At 73.5% G+C, this 17,076-nt stretch carries 22 protein-coding genes; 17 read left to right on the forward strand and 5 right to left on the reverse strand.

All coding sequences use genetic code 11. The features are described 5' to 3' along the window. The 3 genes from exaC to RV983_RS32930 all read left to right on the forward strand — a co-directional run bounded on the left by exaC (position 1) and on the right by RV983_RS32930 (position 2,595). Entirely contained in the window at positions 1–1,524 is a 1,524-nt protein-coding gene (gene exaC, locus RV983_RS32920) for an acetaldehyde dehydrogenase ExaC (protein WP_475989357.1), read from the forward strand. Between the two features lie 205 nt (positions 1,525–1,729). Continuing rightward, a complete protein-coding gene (locus tag RV983_RS32925) occupies positions 1,730–2,134 on the forward strand; it encodes a hypothetical protein (protein WP_475989358.1) in 405 nt (134 codons plus the stop codon). 107 nt (positions 2,135–2,241) lie between these two features. Then, on the forward strand, positions 2,242–2,595 hold the full coding sequence (locus RV983_RS32930) for a hypothetical protein (RefSeq protein WP_475989359.1): 354 nt from the start codon (positions 2,242–2,244) through the stop codon (positions 2,593–2,595). Between the two features lie 12 nt (positions 2,596–2,607). Here RV983_RS32930 and RV983_RS32935 read toward each other — a convergent pair whose 3' ends face one another. Then, positions 2,608–3,585 carry an AraC family transcriptional regulator gene (locus RV983_RS32935; RefSeq protein WP_475989360.1) on the reverse strand — a complete coding sequence of 326 codons (978 nt, stop codon included), beginning with the start codon at positions 3,583–3,585 and terminating at the stop codon, positions 2,608–2,610. A gap of 144 nt (positions 3,586–3,729) precedes the next feature. Between RV983_RS32935 and RV983_RS32940 the strand changes: the two genes are divergently transcribed. The 3 genes from RV983_RS32940 (at position 3,730) to RV983_RS32950 (ending at position 5,697) form a co-directional block, all read left to right on the forward strand. Next, positions 3,730–4,749, forward strand: a complete 1,020-nt coding sequence (locus tag RV983_RS32940) for an aldo/keto reductase (RefSeq protein WP_475989361.1) — start codon at positions 3,730–3,732, stop codon at positions 4,747–4,749. Positions 4,750–4,913: 164 nt separating this feature from the next. Then, a complete protein-coding gene (locus RV983_RS32945) occupies positions 4,914–5,111 on the forward strand; it encodes a hypothetical protein (protein ID WP_319660420.1) in 198 nt (65 codons plus the stop codon). Between the two features lie 64 nt (positions 5,112–5,175). Next, a complete protein-coding gene (locus tag RV983_RS32950) occupies positions 5,176–5,697 on the forward strand; it encodes a hypothetical protein (RefSeq protein ID WP_475989362.1) in 522 nt (173 codons plus the stop codon). Between the two features lies 1 nt (position 5,698). On the opposite strand, the gene RV983_RS32955 is transcribed toward RV983_RS32950, so the two are convergent. After that, positions 5,699–6,166, reverse strand: coding sequence for a GNAT family N-acetyltransferase (locus RV983_RS32955; RefSeq protein WP_475989363.1), 468 nt, complete (start codon positions 6,164–6,166; stop codon positions 5,699–5,701). Positions 6,167–6,358: 192 nt separating this feature from the next. On the opposite strand from RV983_RS32955, the gene RV983_RS32960 reads away from it, so the two are divergent. The 9 genes from RV983_RS32960 to RV983_RS33000 all read left to right on the forward strand — a co-directional run bounded on the left by RV983_RS32960 (position 6,359) and on the right by RV983_RS33000 (position 14,212). Next, positions 6,359–7,228 carry an NAD-dependent epimerase/dehydratase family protein gene (locus RV983_RS32960; protein WP_475989364.1) on the forward strand — a complete coding sequence of 290 codons (870 nt, stop codon included), beginning with the start codon at positions 6,359–6,361 and terminating at the stop codon, positions 7,226–7,228. A 99-nt stretch (positions 7,229–7,327) separates the two neighbouring features. Further along, the gene (locus RV983_RS32965; protein ID WP_475989365.1) at positions 7,328–8,203 is read left to right on the forward strand and encodes a LysR family transcriptional regulator; all 876 of its coding nucleotides are present in this window, start codon (positions 7,328–7,330) and stop codon (positions 8,201–8,203) included. 153 nt (positions 8,204–8,356) lie between these two features. Further along, a complete protein-coding gene (locus RV983_RS32970; RefSeq protein WP_475989366.1) occupies positions 8,357–8,863 on the forward strand; it encodes a SigE family RNA polymerase sigma factor in 507 nt (168 codons plus the stop codon). A gap of 5 nt (positions 8,864–8,868) precedes the next feature. Next, the gene (locus RV983_RS32975) at positions 8,869–9,420 is read left to right on the forward strand and encodes a cellulase (protein ID WP_475989367.1); all 552 of its coding nucleotides are present in this window, start codon (positions 8,869–8,871) and stop codon (positions 9,418–9,420) included. A gap of 140 nt (positions 9,421–9,560) precedes the next feature. Then, positions 9,561–10,802, forward strand: coding sequence for a bifunctional glycosyltransferase family 2/GtrA family protein (locus tag RV983_RS32980; RefSeq protein ID WP_475989368.1), 1,242 nt, complete (start codon positions 9,561–9,563; stop codon positions 10,800–10,802). After that, a complete protein-coding gene (locus tag RV983_RS32985) occupies positions 10,799–12,052 on the forward strand; it encodes a hypothetical protein (RefSeq protein ID WP_475989369.1) in 1,254 nt (417 codons plus the stop codon). Before RV983_RS32980 ends, RV983_RS32985 begins: the two co-directional genes overlap by 4 nt. Positions 12,053–12,125: 73 nt before the next feature. Beyond that, a complete protein-coding gene (locus RV983_RS32990; protein WP_475989370.1) occupies positions 12,126–13,529 on the forward strand; it encodes an MFS transporter in 1,404 nt (467 codons plus the stop codon). Between the two features lie 5 nt (positions 13,530–13,534). Further along, complete coding sequence (locus RV983_RS32995; RefSeq protein ID WP_475989371.1) at positions 13,535–13,702, forward strand: hypothetical protein; 168 nt, start codon at positions 13,535–13,537, stop codon at positions 13,700–13,702. A 360-nt stretch (positions 13,703–14,062) separates the two neighbouring features. Next, positions 14,063–14,212 (forward strand): hypothetical protein, encoded by a 150-nt coding sequence (locus RV983_RS33000; RefSeq protein WP_475989372.1) that lies wholly within the window; start codon positions 14,063–14,065, stop codon positions 14,210–14,212. A 22-nt stretch (positions 14,213–14,234) separates the two neighbouring features. Here RV983_RS33000 and RV983_RS33005 read toward each other — a convergent pair whose 3' ends face one another. The 3 genes from RV983_RS33005 to RV983_RS33015 all read right to left on the reverse strand — a co-directional run bounded on the left by RV983_RS33005 (position 14,235) and on the right by RV983_RS33015 (position 15,714). Further along, a complete protein-coding gene (locus tag RV983_RS33005; RefSeq protein ID WP_475989373.1) occupies positions 14,235–14,645 on the reverse strand; it encodes a hypothetical protein in 411 nt (136 codons plus the stop codon). After that, the gene (locus tag RV983_RS33010) at positions 14,642–15,292 is read right to left on the reverse strand and encodes an RNA polymerase sigma factor (RefSeq protein ID WP_475989374.1); all 651 of its coding nucleotides are present in this window, start codon (positions 15,290–15,292) and stop codon (positions 14,642–14,644) included. Before RV983_RS33010 ends, RV983_RS33005 begins: the two co-directional genes overlap by 4 nt. 65 nt (positions 15,293–15,357) lie before the next feature. Continuing rightward, positions 15,358–15,714, reverse strand: coding sequence for a hypothetical protein (locus RV983_RS33015; protein ID WP_475989375.1), 357 nt, complete (start codon positions 15,712–15,714; stop codon positions 15,358–15,360). Between the two features lie 240 nt (positions 15,715–15,954). On the opposite strand from RV983_RS33015, the gene RV983_RS33020 reads away from it, so the two are divergent. Both RV983_RS33020 and RV983_RS33025 read left to right on the forward strand, forming a co-directional pair. Further along, entirely contained in the window at positions 15,955–16,134 is a 180-nt protein-coding gene (locus RV983_RS33020) for a hypothetical protein (protein WP_475989376.1), read from the forward strand. A 129-nt stretch (positions 16,135–16,263) separates the two neighbouring features. Beyond that, positions 16,264–17,052, forward strand: a complete 789-nt coding sequence (locus RV983_RS33025; protein WP_475989377.1) for a VOC family protein — start codon at positions 16,264–16,266, stop codon at positions 17,050–17,052. Positions 17,053–17,076: the final 24 nt, after the last annotated feature.

Genomic DNA, 17,076 nt, shown 5'->3' on the forward strand with positions numbered 1-17,076 from the left:
ATGACCCGCTACGCCAACCCCGGTTCCGAGGGCTCCATCGTCAGCTACCAGCCCCGCTACGACCACTGGATCGGCGGCGAGTACGTCCCTCCCGCGCGCGGCGAGTACTTCGAGAACCCGACCCCGATCACCGGTCAGCCCTTCACCGAGATCGCCCGCGGCACCGCCGAGGACGTCGAGCGGGCCCTGGACGCCGCGCACGCGGCGGCACCGGCCTGGGGCCGCACCTCGGTGAGCGACCGCGCGAACATCCTCAACCGGATCGCCGACCGCATGGAGCAGCACCTGGAGGAACTGGCCGTCGCCGAGAGCTGGGAGAACGGCAAGCCGGTCCGCGAGACGCTGGCCGCCGACATCCCGCTGGCCATCGACCACTTCCGGTACTTCGCGGGCGCCGTGCGGGCACAGGAGGGCAGCCTCGCCGAGATCGACGACGACACGGTCGCGTACCACTTCCACGAGCCGCTGGGCGTCGTCGCCCAGATCATCCCGTGGAACTTCCCGATCCTGATGGCGACCTGGAAGCTCGCCCCGGCCCTGGCCGCGGGCAACGCCGTCGTCATCAAGCCCGCCGAGCAGACCCCGGCCTCCATCCACTTCTGGATGAGCCTGATCGCCGACATCCTGCCGCCCGGTGTCGTCAACATCGTCAACGGCTTCGGCGTCGAGGCCGGCAAGCCGCTCGCCGCCAGCCCGCGCGTGGCCAAGGTCGCCTTCACCGGCGAGACCACCACGGGCCGGCTGATCATGCAGTACGCGTCGCAGAACCTGAAGCCCGTGACGCTCGAACTCGGCGGCAAGAGCCCCAACATCTTCTTCGAGGACATCTCGTCCGCCGAGGACGACTTCTACGACAAGGCGCTCGAGGGCTTCACGATGTTCGCCCTCAACCAGGGCGAGGTCTGCACCTGCCCGTCCCGCGCCCTGATCCAGCGCGGCCACTACAGCCCCTTCCTGGAGGCGGCCGTCACCCGCACGGAGAAGATCGTCCAGGGCCACCCGCTCGACACGGCCACGATGATCGGCGCCCAGGCGTCCAACGACCAGCTGGAGAAGATCCTCTCCTACTTCGACATCGGCCAGCAGGAGGGCGCCAAGGTCCTCACCGGCGGCGAGCGCGCCCAGCTCAGCGGCGAACTGGCGGGCGGCTACTACGTCCAGCCCACCATCCTGGAGGGCGACAACCGCATGCGGGTCTTCCAGGAGGAGATCTTCGGCCCGGTCGTCGCCGTCACGTCGTTCAACGACTTCGAGGACGCCATCTCCATCGCCAACGACACCCTCTACGGCCTCGGTGCCGGCGTCTGGACCCGTGACGGCAGCACCGCCTACCGCGCGGGCCGCGCGATCCAGGCCGGCCGGGTGTGGACCAACTGCTACCACGCCTACCCGGCGCACGCCGCCTTCGGCGGCTACAAGCAGTCCGGCATCGGACGCGAGAACCACAAGATGATGCTCGACCACTACCAGCAGACCAAGAACCTCCTGGTCAGCTACTCGCCGAAGAAGCTCGGCTTCTTCTAGGAACGGGCGGACAGGCGCCTGACCGGCCGGCAGGCCCGTCAGGCGCCTGCTCACGGCCACTGGGGAGCCGGCGTCCGGAAGCCCGGCGCACAGAAGGCCGCCATGCTCCCGTTACCCGGACGCGTGAGACTGAAAAGATCGAGAGACGCGATGTGTTGAGGCTTTCCGCGCTCGCGGGCGCGACCGGCGTGCTGAAGCCGGCCCCATGAGTTTCGCGGCCGCATCCGACGCCGGCCGGGCCTGCGGTCACCCCGGCGGCACCGGCGGACTCCCGCCGGAGGGGACCGTGCAGAGCCGGGTGGTCACCGGGCATCTGCCGGCCGGCGCCGCCGACTTCGTCCACCTGCCCGTCGAAGTGCCGCGCGGGGTCAGGCAGATCGCGGTGTCGTACAGCTACGACAGGCCGGCCGTGCCCCCCGGGACGCAGGGGAACGCCTGCGACATCGGCATTTTCGACCAGCACGGTACGGACGTCGGCGGGTGCGGCTTCCGCGGCTGGTCGGGCGGCGCGCGGACGGAGTTCGCGATCAGCGCCGAGGTGGCGACCCCCGGCTATCGGGCGGGACCGGCCCTGGCGATCACCAATCCGATCTGGCTGGGCCGGAAGTAACCGGGGCGACGGTCCGGGCACCGTGGCTCGGTGCCGGGGCCGTCGTACGCCGTCGATGCCCCGGGGTACGTACGGAGCACCGGCGGCGCGTGGCGGAGTCCGGCAGGATGGCATCCATGACTGCCATCCCCGAGAGGTCCTCGCTCTCCCTGTGGTCGAAGGGCTCCGTCCTGTCCATCGGATCCGTGGACTCCGTCCTCTCGATCGGCTCCGTCGGCTCGGTGCTGTCCGTGGGTTCGGTCGGCAGCGCGCTGTCCGCCGCCTCCCTCGGCTCCAGCCTCTCCCTGCTCTCCGCCGGTTCCTGGCTCAGCGTCGGCTCGCTGCTGTCCGCCCAGTCCCGCTGGTCCGTCCTGTCATGGCGCTCCTCCCGCACCATCCTCACCGCGGCGACGGCCGCCGCGGTGACCGGCGCGGCGCTGGTCCTCCTCGACGGCGCACGCACCGGCCGGACGCCGCGCTGATCCGACGGCGCCTCACCCGGTCGCCTGCGCCGCGCCCCGTTCCCCCCGGCGCAGCGCCAGGATCCGGTGGCGGGCGGGCGGCTGGCCGGTGACGCGCTTGAAAGCGTTGCTGAAGGCGCTCTCGGAGGCGTAGCCCCACTCGGCGGCGACGGAGGCGACGGTGCGGTCGCCGCCGCGGAGGGCGGCCGCCGCGCGCTGGATGCGCCAGCGCAGGAGGTAGTCCAGGGGCGGCCGGCCGACGAGCGTCCTGAAGCGCAGCGCGAAGGCGGAGCGCGACATGCCGACGGCGGAGGCGAGTTCGCCGACCGTCCAGGGGTGCGCGGGCCGCTGGTGCATGTGCCCGAGCGCGGCGCCGATCTGGGGGTCGCTGAGGCCGCCGAGCCAGCCGGTGCCGGACTCGCCCGCCTCGGCGGTCAGTTCGAGGTAGGCGCGCAGCGCCTGGAGGAAGAGGATCTGCGTGAGGCTGGCCGCCATGACCGCCGAACCGGGGCGGTCCTCCGCGGTCTCGTCGGCCAGCAGTTGCAGCGTGGGCCGCAGCACGTGTGCCTGCGGGCTGTCCGCGGCGATGCGGGCGGTCGGCGGCAGGCTGCTGAGCAGCAGCCCCGCGGTGACGTCGTCGAACTCGATGCTGCCGCCGACGACGACGGCGCGGTCCGGCGCCTCGGGATCGCCGTACCGCACGGTCATCGAGCTGCTCCGGGCCCGGGCCCGCGCCGCCTGGTAGACGGCGTGCCCGTCGACCGGCTCCTGCAGCGGATCGCTGCCCACCTGGTAGGGCCGGTCGCCCGTGAGCAGGTAGCAGTCGCCCGCCTCCAGCCGCAGTGGGGGAGTGCCGTCCGGGGCGAGCACACAGGAGCCGGTGAGGACGGCGCCGACCTTGACGTACGGGTAGGCGCGGAAGCGCAGCGCCCATGGCCCGCCCGCCTCCATCCGGGAGGGCGAGGCTCCGCGGAGGTGGAGCAGGTTCAGGACGTCGGACAGCGGATCCATGGTCACTCCGGACGATTGCGCAACTTCGAAGGACTTTCTCTTATGGATTGTCCATCGCCGCGGTCCTAGCGTGCAGATACGGAGGCACCGCGGGCCTCCGGCAGATGACGTTCCGCACGCACCAGAAGAGGCAGTGAGACAGCAATGCAGTACGAGCAGCTGGGCAGCACCGGAGTCTTCGTGTCCAGGATCGCCCTCGGCGCGATGACCTTCGGCGGGGGAAACACCCCGCCCTACGACTCGGTCGGCGGGCTGGACGTCCGGCAGACCGACGAGATCGTGGGCCTCGCCCTCGACAGCGGCATCAACCTGATCGACACCGCGAACGTCTACGCCGCGGGCGAGTCCGAGGAACTGCTCGGCGAGGTGCTCGGCAAGCGCCGCCGCGACGTGGTCCTCGCCACGAAGATGACCGCCCGCGTGGGCCCCGGCCCCAACGAGGTCGGCCAGTCGCGGCTGCACATCATGCAGGCACTGGAGGACAGCCTGCGCCGTCTGCGCACCGACCACATCGACCTCTACCAGATCCACAACATCGACCCGGTCACGCCCGTCGAGGAGACCCTCGGCGCCCTCGACGACGCTGTACGCCAGGGCAAGATCCGCTACATCGGCGCCTCCAATCTCGCCGCCTGGCACATGATGAAGGCCCTCGGCGCCTCCGACCGGCGCGGCCTGGCCCGCTACTGCTCGCTCCAGTCGTACTACTCCCTGGCCGGACGCGACATCGAGCGCGAGATCCTGCCGCTGGTCCGCGACCAGAAGCTGGGCATGCTCGTCTGGAGCCCGCTCGCCGGCGGCATGCTCACCGGCAAGTTCGACCGCAGCGGCGCGAGCGACGCGGCCGCCCGCCGCGCCAAGCTGGACTTCCCGCCCGTGGACCGCGAGCGCGTCCACGACGTCGTCGACGTCCTGCGCGTGGTGGCCGCCCGCCACGATGCCTCCGTCGCGAGCGTCGCCCTGGCGTGGGTCCTCGGCCGGCCCGGCGTCACGAGCGCCATCGTCGGTGCCCGCCGTCCCGAGCAGCTCACCGACAACCTGTCCGCCCTGGACCTGACGCTCTCCGCGCAGGACCTGGAGGAGCTGGACGCCGCCAGCCGCCTCCCGGTGGAGTACCCGGGATGGATCCACGGCTTCTCGGACCGGGTCCCGAACAGCGCGTGACGTTCGGTGAACTCACCGGAACCGCTGGCACACGGGCGCCCTGTACGGTACGACTGCACGAGTGAACCGTACGAACCGTGGCGCGTCCGTGCTCCAGGGCCCCGGAGGGCGCTGGTCCCGCAACAACCGCGGCGCATCCGGCTGAGGAGTAAGGACAGGTCGCCATGGACTGTGAGCGCTGCCTCGAACCCGTCATCGAAGGCCCCGAGGGCGGTTACGTCTGCGGCCTGTGCCTGTTCACCGTGGAGCCCCCCGGGTACAACAAGCGCCGCGAGGAGGGGCTGAAGGCGGCCGCCGCGGAGCGCCGGCGCCGCACCCTGGAACGGCGTGCCCGCAAGGAGCACAGCGCCGGCCGCACCTGAGCCGCGGGGGCGGGTATGCCCCCGCCCCCACGCGGGCGGACCCGGTTCCGGGAGAATCCCGCGCATGTCCGACTTCGGGATCGAGGGCCACCGGCCGCAGTGGCTGAACGGTCTCTCCGCCGTCGCGGCAGGTCACGGTCACCGGCTGCGCGCGCCGGCCGGCCGGCCGCTGACCTGTTCCTGGCTGGTCCGGGAGGTCGAGGGCGACGCGTGGTTCTCCGACTGCCCCGTCCTGCTCGACTTCGCCGGGGAGCAGGTGGGGATCAACCACGAGAAGTTCGACGACCTCTCGATCACCTGGAACACGGTCGATCCCCGGCAGCCGGTCGTGTGGCCCGGCTTCGATCTGCTGTGGCGCCACGACACGAGTCCCGAACTGCTCGCCCTGCAGGGCGAGGTCCTTCAGGACGTCGAGCTTCTCGAATGGACCGGCGAGGACATGGCACAGGGAATGGTCGCTGTCTGCTTCCGCTTGCCGCGTGGCCGGCTCACCGTCTACAACGCCCTTGACGAGAACGGACTGGGCTTCGGATCACCGGACTCCCGGTACCGGCGTCACTCGCTTCGCCGCGGCGGGCCGCCGTGAGCTACGGCTGCGGCACGTCACCTGCCGACGCGGCCGGTTCGCGCACCATGAAGACGTCCACCGTGTCCTCGGTGTCGAGAGTGAAGCCGTGCCGCTCGTACAACCGCCGCGCCGGGCTGCCCTGGAGCACGTTGAGCCGTACCGGGGTGCCGTCGCGGTCGCACTGTTCCAGCAGGGCGCGCAGTACCGCCGTGCCGATGCCGCCGCCCTGGAGGTGCGGAGCGAGGTAGAAGTGCTCCAGCCACCGGGTGCCGGCGGCCGGCCGCAGCGACACGCAGCCGGCGAACACGCCGCCCACCTCGATCACCCGGCTGTGCGCCGCCGTGAAGCCGTCGCGCAGCCGCTGCCGTACCCGCTGCTCGTCGTACCGCCCGAGCCGTTCCAGATCCGCCCGCAGCACCACGGCCCGCAACGCGGCCACCGTTTCGACGTCCGCGGCCGAAGCGGGTCGCATCTCCCAGTCCGCCATGATCGGCAGGGTACCGAGCCCGCGTACCGGTCTCGGTCACGCCGCTCTTCCTCACCCCCGCCGGTCAGGGGTGATACCCGCCGGGCATCACAGAGGCCGCGACAGGTCTTGGACCGTCCCGGCGTCTCGCGGCAAGACTCGACGACATCGCATCCGTCAGGAGTCGGCGGGGCAACGAGAGAGGCGAGCGGCATGAAGGTCTTCGTCACCGGAGGATCCGGGTACATCGGGCAGGCGACGATCAAGGCGCTGGTGCGTCGGGATGTCCAGGTGAGCGCTCTGGTCCGCAGCTCGGAGTCGGCGGCGGTCGTGAACGGGCTCGGGGCGGCCGCCGTCCACGGCGCGCTGACCGACACCGCCCTGCTCACCGAGGCGGCCCGGGCCGCGGACGGGGTGGTCCATCTGGGCCAGCACGCCGGTCCCGACAGCGCCGATGTCGACCGGGCGGCCGCCGAGGCGCTCCAGGACGGGGCCGGCCCCCGCCCGTACGTGCACACCGGCGGGGTCTGGGTCTACGGCGACACCGACGGCGTCGTCGACGAGGACGCGCCGCTCACCCCGCCGCGGCTCACCGCCTGGCGGCTGGAGAACGAGAAGCGGGTCCTGGCCCGCGCCGCGACCGGCGAGCGTCCCGTGGTGGTGATGCCGGGTGTGGTGCTCGGCCACTCGGCCGGTCTGGTCGAGATGTTCTACGCGGAGCCGGGGCGCGCCGACGGCGCCGTGCCGTGCATCGGCGACGGTGCCAACCACTGGTCCGTCGTGCACGTCGACGACGTCGCCGAGCTCTATGCGCTCGCCCTGGGCGCTCCTGCGGGCTCCGTCTACGCGGGCACCATCGACGTGTATCCCACGGCCGCGGAGATCAGCGAGGCGGTCAGCCGGGCGATCGGCCGCCCCGGCGACGTCCGCCGCCTGTCGCTCGACGAGGCCGAGGAGCGGATGGGCCCGATCGCCCAGGCCTTCGCGCTCGACCAGCGGATCACCGGCGCCCGTGCCCGCCGCGAGCTGGGCTGGGCCCCGACCCGGCTGGACCCCCTGGCCGCCCTCGTGGACGGGTCCTGAACCGGCGCCCGGCGCCGGTTCAGGAGCCGGGCGCTTCGTCCGGCCGCGCGAAGGCGCATAGGCTCGGTCGGGAGGAGTCCGGCCGCTAGGGAGGTGCCCGTGGACCTCGATCTGCGCAAGCTGCGGTACTTCGTCGCGGTGGCCGAGGAACTGCACTTCGGCCGGGCCGCCGAGCGGCTGCACATCGCGCAGCCGGTGCTGTCGCGGCAGATCCGGTCGCTGGAGCACGAACTCAAGGCACAGCTGTTCTCCCGCGACCGGCGCAGCACCGGCCTGACGGCGGCGGGGGAGCAGCTGCTCGCCGACGCCAGGCCCCTGCTGGCGTCGGCCGGGGCCGCGCGGCGCCGGGTGGCCCGCGCCGCGCTGGGCGGTCCCGGGACCTTCACCGTCGGCTTCATGCCGGGCCTGATCGTCACCGGCGCGGTCCGGGAGTTCTCCGGGCGCCATCAGGGACTGTCCGTCGAGGTCGTCAGGACCGGCTATGACGACCAGGCCGAGGCCATCCGTGACGGCCGGGTCGACGTCGGGTACGTCAGGATGCCGCTCGACGCCCGGGGCCTGAACATGTGCGAGCTGATGACCGAGGCCCGGGTCGCGGTCCTGCCCGCAGACCACCGCTGTGCCGGCAAGCCCTCCCTCGCCATCGCCGACCTCGCCGGGGAGCACCTGCTCCAGCACCCCGACGCGGTCCCCGAGTGGCGCGACATCGCCGAGGAGCTGCGCGCCGGCGCCCCGGCCCCGGTCCCGGCGTTCCGTACGGTCGAGGAGAAGCTGGAGAGCGTGGCGGCCGGGCGCGGAGTGGTCGTCCTGCCGCTGTCCACCGCCTCCTACTACACCCGCCCCGATGTCACCCACGTGGAGCTGTCCGACATCGGCCCGAACCGCGTGTGCCTGGCCTGGGACGGCAGCCGCCACGACGCGCTGGTCCAGGAGTTCGTCTCCGTCGCCCTCGCGCACCGCCACCCCCTCCCGTAGCGCCCGCGCTCCCGGTCCGTCCCGTGCCCCCCGTCCTGCCGGACCGGGGGGCGCAGGCGTGTGACGGGGATCACGGCCCCCGGGCGCATAGTGGCGCGGGGTCCGGCGTCTTTCAAGAGGTGCAAGAGGCTGTGAAGGGCAGGGGCGGTGCTGATGGGTTCGACGCGGACGGACGAGTTCGATGAGTTCGTGGCAGCCCGTTGGTCCGCTTTGTTCCACCTTGCACGGTTGCTGACCGGTGGCGACCGGCACCGGGCCGAAGACCTGCTCCAGGAGGCGCTGGTCAAGCTGTGGTTCGCATGGCCGAGGGTCGGCTCCCAGGCACCCGAGCCGTATGTGCGCAAGGTGCTGGCCCGGGCGGCGGCGCGCTCCGCACGGCGGCGCTGGTGGGGGGAGCGGCCGGTGGGGGAGGTGCCGGAACGGGCCGCGGCCGGTGACGTGTCCGCCACCGTCGCCGAACGCTCGAGACTGGAGGCGGCCCTGGCGCAACTGCCGTCACCGCAGCGTGCCGCGGTGGTGCTGCGCTACTACCAGGATCTGCCGGAGGCGCAGGTCGCCGAGGCGCTGGGCTGCCCGCTGGGCACCGCCCGGTCGCACGCGTCGCGCGGCATCGCGCGGCTTCGGCAGCTCCTGGCCGATGCCATCGAGCCGGTGGGATGAGGGACATGAGGGAGGAGGGAGAGGGGATGGACTCCATGGACGACTTCGAGCGGCAGCTGGCGCGGATGATGCACGCCTCCGAGGAGCACACCCCTTTCGAGCCGCGGCACCGGGAGCGGCTGCGCGGCGGTGTCGCCGTCCGCCGCCGGGTGCGTACGGCCTGGCAGGCCGGCAGTTCGGCGGTCGCGGTGACCGCCATCGCCTGCGCCCTCGTCCTGCTGCCCGGTTCCTCGTCCGGGCAGGTGGTGCCGGCCGGCCCCGGCGGTGCGGCCACGTCCGGCACGGCGTACCCGAGCACCTCCTCGCCCGGTAGCCCGAGCCCCAGCGGCAGCGCGAGCTCGACCCCGACGTTCTCGCCGAGCGGCCCGGCCACGGGCGGGACCTCGACCGGGCCCGCCGGTGGCGCGGATCTCCCCGCGAACCCGTCGACCGCCACCGCGACCGGCACCGGCACATCCAGTGCCACCGACACCTCCACCGACAGCGCGTCGGGCGGGGCGCACTCCACGACCTCCCCTCCGGTCAGCCCCTACGGGAACTCCACCGGCACGGGATAGCACCCGGGCGCCCCGGCGCCACCACCCCTTCGAACGCCCGTAGTGCCGTCGGCGCGCCCATCAGGCCGCCCCGGCACCGTCCCGGCATGTCCCGGCGCGCTCCCGCGCGCCCCGGGTCAGAGAGCAGATGCGGACAGACCATGAGAAACGAACCCCCCGGTGCCCTGAGGGAACGCGTCCCGCTGCCGGCCCGGCACCAGGAACCCGTCCTGGACGTGGTTGTGCCCGTCCACAACGAGGAGGGCGACCTGGAGCGGTCCGTGCGGCGCCTCCACGCCCATCTGCGGGAGACGTTCCCCTACCCGTTCCGGATCACCGTCGCCGACAACGCCAGCACCGACCGGACCCCGCTGATCGCTGCCCGCCTCGCCGAGGAACTCCCGGAGGCGCGGTGGCTGCACCTGGCCGAGAAGGGGCGGGGCCTGGCGCTGCGCACCGCGTGGTCCCACTCGACGGCGCCGGTGCTGGCCTACCTGGACGTGGACCTGTCGACCGATCTGGCCGCGCTGCTCCCGCTCGTCGCCCCGCTCATATCCGGGCACTCCGACATCGCCATCGGCACCCGTCTCGCCCGCGGCTCCCGCGTGGTGCGCGGGCCCAAACGGGAGGTCGTCTCCCGCTGCTACAACGCGATCCTGCGCTCCACCCTCGCCGTCCGCTTCACCGACGCGCAGTGCGTTTTCAAGGGCGTGCGCCGGGACGTCGCCGAACGGCTGCTGCCGATGGTGGAGGACGGCGGCTGGTTCTTCGACACCGAGCTGCTGGTGATCGCCGAGCGCGCCGGCCTGCGCATCCACGAAGTGCCCGTCGACTGGGTGGACGACCCCGACAGCCGGGTGCACATCGTGTCCACCGCCGTCGCCGACCTGCGCGGCGTCGCGCGCATCGGCCGTGCCCTGGCCGCCGGCCGGCTCCCGCTCGCCGAACTGCGCCGCAGCGCCGTGGACACCGGGCCGCCGGGCGGTCTGCTCCCCCAACTGCTGCGCTTCGCCGCCGTCGGCGCGGTCAGCACCGCCGGTTACCTCCTGCTGTACGCGGCCCTCCGCCCCGCCGCCGGCCCGCAGGCCGCCAACGCTCTCGCCCTGCTGGTCTGCGCGGTCGCCAACACCGCGGCGAACCGCCGGCTCACCTTCGGCGTGCGCGGCCGCGAGGGCGCCGCCCGCCACCACGCCCGCGGGCTGGCGGCGTTCCTGATCGGGCTGGCGCTCACCAGCGGGGCCCTGGCCGCGCTGCACCACGCGGCACCCGGCGCCGGACACCGCGTCGAGACCGGTGCGCTGGTGGCCGCCAACCTCGCCGCCACGCTCCTGCGCTTCCTGCTGCTGCGGTCCTGGGTCTTCCCCGGCCGGCACACCCCCCGGACGGAAGCCGGCTCCCGATGACCCTCGTGCCCGGCACCCTCGACGTGCCCGCCGACGCCTGCCCCCCGGTCGGGGATCCGCGCCCGGAACCCTCCCGCGCCGCCCGCTGGGGCCGCGTCCTCGCGACGTACGGGACGCTGAAGCTCGCCGGCTTCGCGGTCTTCCTCCTGCTGCTGCAGTGGGCGGGTGACTACCGCGCGAAGAACCCGCGCTTCGGGGGTGGCGCACGCCCCTGGGACGTCCTCGCCAGCTGGGACGGCTGGTGGTACCAGCAGATCGCCGCCCACGGCTACCACCCCGCCCTGGTCCCCGTGCCCGGGGCCACCGGCCTGATCACGCTCGAAGGCAACTCCGCGGCCTTCTTCCCGCTCTACCCCGCGGTGATGCGGCTGGTCGCCGAGTGCACCGGCCTCGGCCTGTACGGCGCCGGGATGCTCGTCTCGATCGTCTGCTCGTTCGTCGCCGCACTCGGGGTGTACGCCCTCACCGCGCGTTTCGGCGGGCACCGGGCGGGCCTCGCCGCAGCGGGGCTGTGGGCCGTGTGGCCGGGCTCCGGCATGGAGTGGACGGGGTACTCCGAGTCGCTCTACGTCGCCCTCGCGGTCTGGGCCTGCCACGCCGTCATGAGCCGCCGCTGGATCACGGCGGGACTGCTGACCGCCACCGCCGGTCTGGCCCGGCCCACCGCCACCGCGCTGATCGCCGCCCTCACCGTCGCCGCGCTGCTCGCCATGGTGCGCGACCGGCGGCGCTCCGGCGTGCTGCGCCCGCTGACCGCGATCGCGGTCGCGCCGCTCGGGTTGTTCGGCTACCTCGTCTGGGTGGGGTACCGCATGGGCGACTACGGCGGCTACTTCAAGCTCCAGGAAGGCGCCTGGGCGCACACCTTCGACTGGGGGCGGTACACGGTGGACGTGTTCACCTCCGTGCCGGTGGGCCGCTTCGACTACCTGTCGGCGTTCCCGTTCGCCGATCTGATCGGCGTCGCCGTGGTCCTGTTGGACATCGCGCTGATCCCGCTGCTGATCCGCCTGCGGCCGCCCGTCGAGCTGGTCGTCTACACGGTGCTCACCGTGGTCACGGTGCTCGGCACCCAGCAGATCTTCTGCAATGTCTCGCGTTACCTGCTGCCGGGCTTCCCGCTGTTCATCCCGCTCGCCCTGGCCCTCGCCCGGCTCAAGGCCCCGCACCGGGTCGCGCTGCTGGGGATGGCGGCCCTGGCCTCGGGCTCGTACGCGGGGTACGCGCTCTTCGAGCTCGGCGTCCCGTAACCGCGGCGCGGCGCGGCACGTTGGACCTCGGCGCCGGACCCCGTCCCCCGCCGGGCCTTCCCCTGGAGCCGCCATGTCCTCGAACGCCGCCACGCCGCAGCCTCCCGCCAAGGCGGCACGGCCGCCCGGGGACGAGCGCGGCCGGCGCCGCCTCGCCCTGGCGGGCGGATCGCTGGGCAATCTCGTCGAGTGGTACGACTGGTTCGTCTACGCGAGCTTCGCCGTCTACTTCGCCGAGTCCTTCTTCCCCGGCGGCAACCCGACCACGCGGCTGATGAACACCGCCGGGATCTTCGCCGTCGGCTTCCTGATGCGCCCGGTCGGCGGCTGGGTGCTCGGCAGGGCCGCCGACCGGCACGGCCGCAAGAGCGCGCTGGCGCTCACCGTCACCATGATGTCGGTCGCGGCGCTGCTGATCGCGGTCGCCCCGGCCCATGCGGAAGCGGGCCCGCTCGGCGCGCTCGTCCTGCTCGTCGCCCGGCTGTTGCAGGGGCTGAGCATCGGCGGCGAGTACGCGGCCAGCGCCACCTACCTGACGGAGGTCTCGGCGCGCGACCGGCGCGGGCTGGGCTCCTCCTTCCAGTACGTGTCCATGACCTGCGGCCAGTTGCTGGGACTCGCGGTCCTGATCACCCTTCAGCACATCCTGACGGAAGCGCAGTTGACGGACTGGGGCTGGCGCATCCCCTTCGTGCTGGGCGCGGCTCTCGCGGTCGTGGTGCTGTGGATCCGGCGCCGCCTGGAGGAGACCGACGCCTTCGCGGAGGAGGCCGCCGAGCCCGCAGACGCGCGGGGATCGCTGGCCCTGCTGTGGCAGCACCGGCGGCAGGCGCTGCTCGTCATGGCGCTCACCCTCGGTGGGACGGTCGCCTACTACACGTACACCACCTATCTGACGAAGTACCTCATCGGCAGCGCCGGGATGGCCAGGACCACGGCAACGCTGGTGAGTTTCACGGCCCTGGCCGTCTTCGCGCTGCTCCAGCCGCTCGCGGGCGCGCTGTCCGACCGCATCGGCCGGCGTCCCCTGCTGATCGCCTTCGGCGTCGGCTGCACGGTCTGCACGTACCCCGTCATGACCGCGCTCGGCTCGGCGACGTCCTACTGGCCCGCTCTGGGGCTGTCCCTGATCGCCCTCACGGTCGTCACCGGCTACACCTCCATCAACGCCGCGGTGAAGGCCGAGTTGTTCCCGACCCGGGTACGGGCGCTGGGCGTCGCGCTGCCGTACGCGCTCGCCAACGCGCTGTTCGGCGGGACGGCCGAGTACGTGGCCCTGTGGTTCAAGAACGCGGGCCACGAGAGCGCGTTCTTCTGGTACGTGTCCGCCTGCGCGCTGGTCTCGCTCGTCGTCTACGTCCTCATGCCGGACACCCGCGCCGCCGCCCTCAGCCGCGCCGAGGAGCGGGCCGACGGTGCGCACACCGAACGTCGCCCGGCGGCTGAGGCACCTCCGGAGCGCACCGGCGGCTCGTGAGCGGGATGAATGTCAGCCGCGCGAAAGCAACCCCGACGAAGGCGCCGGCCGCGACGGCCGCCGATGTGGCCGTCACGGTCGTGGCCCGGCCGGCGCACGCGGTGGTGCCGCCCGAGCACGCGATCATCGTGTGCCAGAGCGCCGGTTTCCACGCCGACGACAGTTCCTCCTGACCCAGCGGCCTGATCCGCGTCCTGGGCTACGGCAACAAGGTCGGCCACACCCGCGGCGCCCACCCCGTCCGCAACGGCCGGGCCGCCACCCTCGACATCGGCAAGGGCGACCGGGGTCGTGTCCGCGACGAGTGCCTCGGCGGATACGGCTCGTGGTGATCCGCCCGCCGGTCCGCCACCGCACCGCGACCCAGGAAGGAAGCACCGTGCCCGTACTCGTGCTCCGCACTGTCCGGATCGCGCGCGCCGCCGCGGTTGCCGTCGCCCTGGCCGCGGGCCTGCTGATGACCGCGGGGCCCGCCCAGGCGGCCAACGGCGCCATCGGACAGCGCGAGACCGTCTGCGGGCCAGGACCCGCACGTGCGCACCGCCCCTGGCGGCGCCTGGACGGCGACCCTCTGCACCGGCCGGACCTTCACCAGGGAGAGCGAGCAGAGCGGCCGGGCCTACGGGTTCGCCCACGGCGACATCAACCGCCCCGGCGGGGTCCAGGACGGCTGGTTCTGCTGAACCCCGGGCTGAGCCCTCCGGCTCACCGTGCCACGGCGGCCGGTCCCGGCCCGCTCGCCCCGGGGCGCGGCTCGACGTTCGGGCCCGGTACCGTGCCGGCCGGCGCCGTGGCGTCCGGCACCGGCGAGGGAAACGGTTCGCCACGCCGCTGCTCCGGCGCCGTGGGGGAGTGGGTGGGACTGGCCGGCGGCACGGGACGGCCGTCCTCCCGCTGCGCGGCGGACACGGCGAGCAGCACGCACGCCACTGCCGCCGCGAGCCCCATCACGGCCGCCGCGGTGGCACGCATCCGCACCCGCGGGCGGGGTACGGCAGACGGCGGTGCCGCCCGGCGCAGGCTGTCCTGCCCCACGGTGCGGGCCTTCGCGTCCAGTGCGGCGCGCAGCAGTCCCTCGGTCCGGGCCCGGTCGGGCCGGTGGACGACAGCGGTCATGACGATGCCTCCAAGCGGCGGGCCAGGGCGTCCAGCGCCCGGCTCGCGGTGGACTTCACCGTGCCGCGCGACAGCCGCAGGGTGTCCGCGATCTGGGCCTCGGTGAGGTTCGACCAGTAGCGCAGGACGAGCACCTCACGCTGCCTGCGCGTCAGCCGCCCGAGCGCGGTCAGCACCTCCTGGTGCTCCTCGCGCAGCAGCACATACTCCTCCGGCGGGGGCGCGTGCCCCTCGCGCTCCGGGACGTGGGCCCGCATCGTCCTGCGCCGGCGCAGCACGGACCGGGCCCCGTTGACCACGCTGGTGCGCACGTACGCCTCGGGGTCGTCCACGCCCGCCAGCCGTTCGCCGTGCCGGCGGTAGAGCGCGGCGAAGGCGTCCTGCACGACGTCCTCCGCGGTGGGCAGGTCGTCGACCAGGAACAGCGCCAGCCGTACGAGGTCGAGACGGCGGTGGTGGTAGAGCTCGTCGATCTCCGGCGGCGAGGTGTGTCCGGCCCGTCCGGTACGCGCCCGCGACGGCGGGGGGACCGCTCGCGCCTCGGGCCGCCGGGCGTCTTTGGACACGACACTGCGCAGCCGCACCCAGACATGCCGGAGCGGGGTTGCCGGGAGGGAGGGGCGCGACCCCACAGCCGCAGTGCTCATGGATCTCCTGGGTAGCGGTTCGGGAGGCGGCCGCCAGGCCGGGGCGGGCCGGCGGCCGCCTCGGATCAACGGGCCGGTACGGGCGCGGGCGCGGTGCCGGTCAGGGCCTGCTCCGGTACGGGCGTCGGTTCGCCCTTCGCGGGTGCGGGGGCCGCTCCGCGGGCCTGGGCCGGTACCGGTGCGGTCGCCGGAGCCGAGTGCGCTCCGCGGGCCGGGGCCGGGGCCGGGACAGCGGAGGGTGCGGGTGCCCCGGTGTCCGTGTCCGCCTGCGCGGCGTGGGCCGGCGCCGGCTTCGGCGTGGCGGCGTGCGCGGTCATGGCGGCGCCGCCGAGGGCCAGGGCCGCCGCGACCGTGGACGTACCGACCACGAGACGTGCCCGGTGCCGGCGGGTCAGGCCCGCGATGGCGTGACGTGCGGTCATTCCGTTCCTCGAATCATCAGGGGGAGAGCTGGGTCGAAGGCGCCTTCACTCCCACAGACGTGTGCCGCCGCCCGAGGTTGCAGAGGTGGCCTGTGAGATTTTCGGCCCGGCGGCGTCCAACCTCTCCGCAGCGCGTCCCCGCCGCGACCGGCCTCCGCACGGACCTGGCTGCGCCCCGCGCCCGGCCGCGGGCTCGTCGTGGACGGCGGCACCGCGCCGTCCGCTCAGCCAAGGAGCCGCATGACCCGCATCACGACCCCCGTCGGTCTCGCCTCCACGGCCCAGGACGTGATCGACGGCGTGGACCTCGCCGGACGCCGTGCCGTGGTCACCGGCGGCGCCTCGGGGATCGGCGCGGAGACCGCCCGGGCGCAGGCGCGCCGACGCCCGGACCGCCGCGGCCGGACCGCCGCGGCCTGAGCGCCCGCGGCCTCCGGCCGCGTGGCCGGGAGTGGACGAATCCGGCGGGGCGCACCCCCGAACCGTGCCGGGCGGCGCAGAATGACCGCAACGGCGGGACCGTTGACCCCGATGCGCTGGAGGCCCCTCATGCCCTACGCCACGTCCCCCTATCCGCCCGGCACGCCGTGCTGGATCGACCTCATGGTCCCCGACCAGCAGGCGGCACTCGACTTCTACCGCGACCTCTTCGGCTGGCAGGGAGAGGTGGGACCGCCCGAGACCGGCGGCTACGCGGTCTGCACCCTCAAGGACAAGCCCGTCGCGGGCATCATGGCGACGATGGCGCCCGACGGCGCTCCCACCCCGCCCACGGCGTGGACCACCTATCTCGCCACGGCGGACGCCGACTCCGCGGTGGACGCGATCACCAAGCACGGCGGCACGGTGCTCTCCCCCGGTATGGACGTCATGACCCTCGGCCGCATGGCGATCGCCGCCGACCCCACCGGCGCGGTCTTCGGCCTGTGGCAGGCCGGTGATTTCCTGGGCGCCCAGGTCGTCAACGAGCCCGGCTCGCTGGTGTGGAGCGAGCTCGCCTCCGGCGACCTCAAGGCCGCCTCGGCGTTCTACTCCGGCGCCCTGGGCCTGGCGACCGAGCCGATGGAGGGCGCCTCCGACTACTTCTCCCTCACGGTGAACGGCCGGGTCGTCGGGGGTGCGCAGGGGCTGGACAACCTGCCGCCGCAGACGCCGCCGCACTGGCTGGCGTACTTCTCCGTGGACAACACCGACAGCACCGTGGACGCCCTCGTCCGCGCGGGCGGCAATGTGCTCGCCGCACCCTTCGACATGTCGGCGGGCCGCCTCTCGGTCGTCCAGGACCCGCAGGGCGCCGTGTTCGGGCTCATCGACGCGACGGGTCCCGAACTGTCCTGACGCGCGCACGGGCCGGGGCCGCCA

The organism is Streptomyces sp. RLA123 (genome assembly GCF_056270165.1).

Bases quoted from the DNA above. Each gene is read 5' to 3' on its own strand.
- RV983_RS32940 (WP_475989361.1), top strand. From the start codon at position 3,730: ATGCAGTACGAGCAGCTGGGCAGCACCGGAGTCTTCGTGTCCAGGATC.
- RV983_RS32955 (WP_475989363.1), bottom strand. From the start codon at position 6,166: ATGGCGGACTGGGAGATGCGACCCGCTTCGGCCGCGGACGTCGAAACG.
- RV983_RS33005 (WP_475989373.1), bottom strand. From the start codon at position 14,645: ATGACCGCTGTCGTCCACCGGCCCGACCGGGCCCGGACCGAGGGACTG.
- RV983_RS32990 (WP_475989370.1), top strand. From the start codon at position 12,126: ATGTCCTCGAACGCCGCCACGCCGCAGCCTCCCGCCAAGGCGGCACGG.
- RV983_RS32930 (WP_475989359.1), top strand. From the start codon at position 2,242: ATGGCATCCATGACTGCCATCCCCGAGAGGTCCTCGCTCTCCCTGTGG.
- RV983_RS32960 (WP_475989364.1), top strand. From the start codon at position 6,359: ATGAAGGTCTTCGTCACCGGAGGATCCGGGTACATCGGGCAGGCGACG.
- RV983_RS33010 (WP_475989374.1), bottom strand. From the start codon at position 15,292: ATGAGCACTGCGGCTGTGGGGTCGCGCCCCTCCCTCCCGGCAACCCCG.
- RV983_RS32975 (WP_475989367.1), top strand. From the start codon at position 8,869: ATGAGGGAGGAGGGAGAGGGGATGGACTCCATGGACGACTTCGAGCGG.
- RV983_RS32950 (WP_475989362.1), top strand. From the start codon at position 5,176: ATGTCCGACTTCGGGATCGAGGGCCACCGGCCGCAGTGGCTGAACGGT.
- exaC (WP_475989357.1), top strand. From the start codon at position 1: ATGACCCGCTACGCCAACCCCGGTTCCGAGGGCTCCATCGTCAGCTAC.
- RV983_RS32980 (WP_475989368.1), top strand. From the start codon at position 9,561: ATGAGAAACGAACCCCCCGGTGCCCTGAGGGAACGCGTCCCGCTGCCG.
- RV983_RS33020 (WP_475989376.1), top strand. From the start codon at position 15,955: ATGACCCGCATCACGACCCCCGTCGGTCTCGCCTCCACGGCCCAGGAC.
- RV983_RS33025 (WP_475989377.1), top strand. From the start codon at position 16,264: ATGCCCTACGCCACGTCCCCCTATCCGCCCGGCACGCCGTGCTGGATC.
- RV983_RS32935 (WP_475989360.1), bottom strand. From the start codon at position 3,585: ATGGATCCGCTGTCCGACGTCCTGAACCTGCTCCACCTCCGCGGAGCC.
- RV983_RS32970 (WP_475989366.1), top strand. From the start codon at position 8,357: ATGGGTTCGACGCGGACGGACGAGTTCGATGAGTTCGTGGCAGCCCGT.
- RV983_RS33015 (WP_475989375.1), bottom strand. From the start codon at position 15,714: ATGACCGCACGTCACGCCATCGCGGGCCTGACCCGCCGGCACCGGGCA.
- RV983_RS32985 (WP_475989369.1), top strand. From the start codon at position 10,799: ATGACCCTCGTGCCCGGCACCCTCGACGTGCCCGCCGACGCCTGCCCC.
- RV983_RS32925 (WP_475989358.1), top strand. From the start codon at position 1,730: ATGAGTTTCGCGGCCGCATCCGACGCCGGCCGGGCCTGCGGTCACCCC.
- RV983_RS32995 (WP_475989371.1), top strand. From the start codon at position 13,535: ATGAATGTCAGCCGCGCGAAAGCAACCCCGACGAAGGCGCCGGCCGCG.
- RV983_RS32945 (WP_319660420.1), top strand. From the start codon at position 4,914: ATGGACTGTGAGCGCTGCCTCGAACCCGTCATCGAAGGCCCCGAGGGC.